The organism is Streptomyces calidiresistens (assembly GCF_014141525.1).
Lineage (GTDB): Bacteria > Actinomycetota > Actinomycetes > Streptomycetales > Streptomycetaceae > Streptomyces > Streptomyces calidiresistens.
Genome location: NZ_VKHS01000623.1, coordinates 1 through 3,376, shown reverse-complemented (window position 1 = coordinate 3,376; position 3,376 = coordinate 1). Strand labels below are relative to the sequence as shown.

The window sequence follows — 3,376 nt, the reverse complement described above, 5'->3', positions numbered from 1 at the left end:
GGCCTGCCACGCCCCGCCTACCTGGTCTTCCTCGCCCTCGCCGGCGCAGACCCGGCGGACGGCGATCAGCAGCCAGGCGGCGGTGAGCAGGGTGCCGAGGCCGGCGAGGGCGAGGAAGACCAGGTAGGCGGGGCGTGGCAGGCCGGGGGCGGGGTCGTAGGCGGCGAGCATCGCGAGGAACTCGCCCCAGAAGCCGGCCAGGCCCGGCAGGCCGAGGGAGGCCATGGCGGTGAAGGCGAACAGCGCGCCCAGCCGGGGGGCGCGTCCGTACAGGCGGGCGCCGGAGCCCCGCGCGGTCAGTTCGTCCAGGCGGGTGGTTCCGGTGCGTTCCCGGATGGCGCCGACCAGGAGGAAGAGCAGGCCGGTGATCAGGCCGTGGGCGATGTTGGCGAACAGCGCGGCGTTGACCCCGGTGGGGGTGAGCGTGGCGATGCCCAGCAGCACAAAGCCCATGTGTCCGACCGAGGACCAGGCGATGAGCAGTTTGAGGTCGGCGCCGCCGCGCACCAGGTCCAGGCAGACCAGGGAGGAGTACACGATGCCGGTCACGGCGAGGGCCCCCAGCCAGGGGGCGAGGGCGGCGGTGCCCTCGGGGACGGCGGGCAGCAGGACGCGGACCAGGCCGTAGGTTCCGGTCTTCAGCAGCACGCCGGCGAGCAGCACCGAGCCGATGGTGGGCGCGGCGGTGTGCGCGGGGGGCAGCCAGCCGTGCAGCGGCCACATCGGGGTCTTGATCGCGAAGCCGAGCCCCACGGCGAGGACCACGAGGATCTGGACGCCGCGCCCCAGCCCCTCGCCCTGCGCGGCGGCGAGCGCGGTCATGTCGAAGGTGCCGGCCCGGCCGCCGAGCAGCAGGAAGCCCAGCAGCATGAGCACCGAGCCGACGAGCGTGTAGACCACGAACCGGCGGGCGGCGGGCCCGCTGCCTCCCCCGCCCCAGCGGGCGATGAGGAAGTACATCGGGATCAGGACCATCTCGAAGGCCAGGAAGAACAGGATCAGGTCGAGCGCGGCGAAGGTGGCCAGGGCCCCGCTCAGCAGCACCAGCAGCAGCGCCACCAGGGCGGTGGGGTGCGGTCCGGCGGGCGGACGGCGGTAGGCGTGCAGCGCGCACAGGAAGCCGAGCAGCGCGGTGAGGACGAGCAGCGGCAGCGAGATCCCGTCCACGCCCAGGTGCAGGCGCACGCCCAGGGCGGGGATCCACTCCAGGTCGGTGACGGCCTGCGGGCGGGCGGCGGCGTCGCGGTCGAAGGATGCGGCCAGCAGCAGGGTGGCGGCCAGCACGACGCCGGTGACGACCACGCCGTGCCGCAGCACGGCCTGTTCGGGGGAGCGGCCCCTCAGGCCGGGGGGTGCGGGCAGCAGTGCCGTGGCCGCGCCCACCAGCGGCAGGGCCACGACGACCGCCAGCAGCAGTCGCGTCACGGAGTCGTCGAGGGTGATCACGGCGCTCATCCTCCGGTGGTGGTGACGGCGACGACGGCCAGGGCGAGGGCGGCCACGGCCGTCACGGCGAGGTAGAGCTGGACGTTGCCGGTCTGCAGGCGGCGGGCGAGGGCGCCCAGCAGGCCGGGGGCGCCGGCGGCGGCCCGGACGTAGGTGTCCACGACCTCGCGGTCCAGGAAGCGGGCGAGCCGGCCGGCGGCGCGGACCGGCCGCACGGCCAGGGCCGCGGCGGCGGCGTCCACACCGAAACCGGCGGCGGCCGGGCGGCGCAACCGGCCGAGGAGGGCCGGCCCGGGGTCGGCGATCGGGTCGCGGGGGTCGGCGCCGCGCCCGAAGTCCTCCTCGTACCGGCGGCGCCAGGCGGCCCAGGTGACGAGCACGCCGAGCAGGGCGGCGCCGAGGGAGACGACCGAGGTGGTGAGGTGGGGGCCGAGGTCGCCGCCGTCCAGGCGGGTCCCGAGGGCGTCCCATGTGAGGCCCAGGGCGAGGGAGGGGATGGCGAGCAGCCACAGGGCGAGGGTCATGGCCGGTCCGACGGCGGGGGACGCGGGCACGGTGACGGGCCGTATGTCCACGGGGTCGTGGAAGAGGACCAGCCACAGCCGGGTGGCGTAGGCGGCGGTGAGGACGGCGCCGGCGAGGACGGCGACGAGCACGATCCAACCGGCGGCGCCCGCAGCCCCGCCGTCCCCGGTGGCCCGCTGCGCGGCGTGCACGACGGCGTCCTTGGAGAAGAAGCCGGCGAACGGCGGGAGCGCGGCGAGGGCGAGCAGACCGATGGTCATCGTCCACCAGGCGTCCGGGACGCTCCGCTTGAGGCCGCCCATGCGGGAGACGGCGGTGAGGGAGCCGGTGCCGGCGGCGAGGACGAGGACGCCGGCGGCGAGGAAGAGCAGGGCCTTGAAGGCGCCGTGGGTGAGCAGGTGGAAGAAGGCGGCCTCGCGGTCGGCGACGGCGATCGCGCCGAGCATGACCCCGAGTTGGCCGATGGTGGACCAGGCCAGCACGCCCTTGATGTCGTCGCGGGCCAGGGCCGCGAGGCCGGAGCCGATGACGGTGACGGCGGCGATCAGGGCGAGGGCGACCACGGCGATGGTGGAGGCGAGGAGCACCGGCAGCAGCACCACCAGCACGTACACGCCGGCGGCGACCATGGTGGCGGCGTGGATGAGGGCGGAGACGGGGGTGGGTCCGGCCATCGCGTCGGGCAGCCACAGGTGCAGCGGGAACTGCGCGGACTTGCCCGCGACGCCCGCCAGCAGGAGGAGGGCGATGACGGTGGGGTGGGCCATCTCCAGCGGGTCCAGGCCGGTGAGGCGGTTGATCAGCCAGCTGATCCGGAAGGTCCCCGCCTCGACGCCCAGGGCGATGATGCCGATGAGGAAGGGGACGTCGCCGAGTTTGGTGACGAGGAACGCCTTGAGGGATGCGGCCCGGGCGGCCGGGGTCTCCCAGTGGTGGCCGATCAGGAAGTAGGAGCAGGCGCCCATCACCTCCCAGCCGACCAGCAGGACCACCAGGTCGTCGGCGTACACCAGCAGCAGCATGGCGGCGGTGAACAGGGAGACCAGCGCGGCGTAGGAGGGGTAGCGGGGGTCCTCGCGCAGGTAGCCGGTGGAGTACAGCTGGACGACCAGGGAGACGACGGTGACCAGGACGGCGGCCAGGACGGAGAAGCCGTCCAGGCGCAGCGCGAGTTCGATCGGCAGGACGGGGTCGCCGGTGGGCGTCAGCCGGGTGGCGGCGGTGACGGTCGCGCCGGCGGGCAGGTCGGCGGCGACCCACAGGGCGAGGAGCACCGAGGCCAGGACCGGCAGCACCGCCAGGGGGCGCACGAAGCCGGGCGCGCGGCGCGCGACGAGGGGGATGAGCGCGGCCCCGCCGGCGGGCAGCAGGGGGACCAGGGCCGCCGCGGTGGTGGGGTTCACGG

2 protein-coding genes are annotated in these 3,376 nt (G+C 75.2%); both read right to left on the bottom strand.

The features are described from left to right. On the bottom strand, positions 1-1,455 hold a 1,455-nt coding region (locus tag FOE67_RS20560), incomplete at its 3' end, for a complex I subunit 4 family protein (protein WP_194444516.1). Beyond that, positions 1,452-3,374, bottom strand: a complete 1,923-nt coding sequence (locus FOE67_RS20555; protein ID WP_182666325.1) for an NADH-quinone oxidoreductase subunit 5 family protein — start codon at positions 3,372-3,374, stop codon at positions 1,452-1,454. The genes FOE67_RS20560 and FOE67_RS20555, both read right to left, overlap by 4 nt. Positions 3,375-3,376 lie beyond the last annotated feature (2 nt).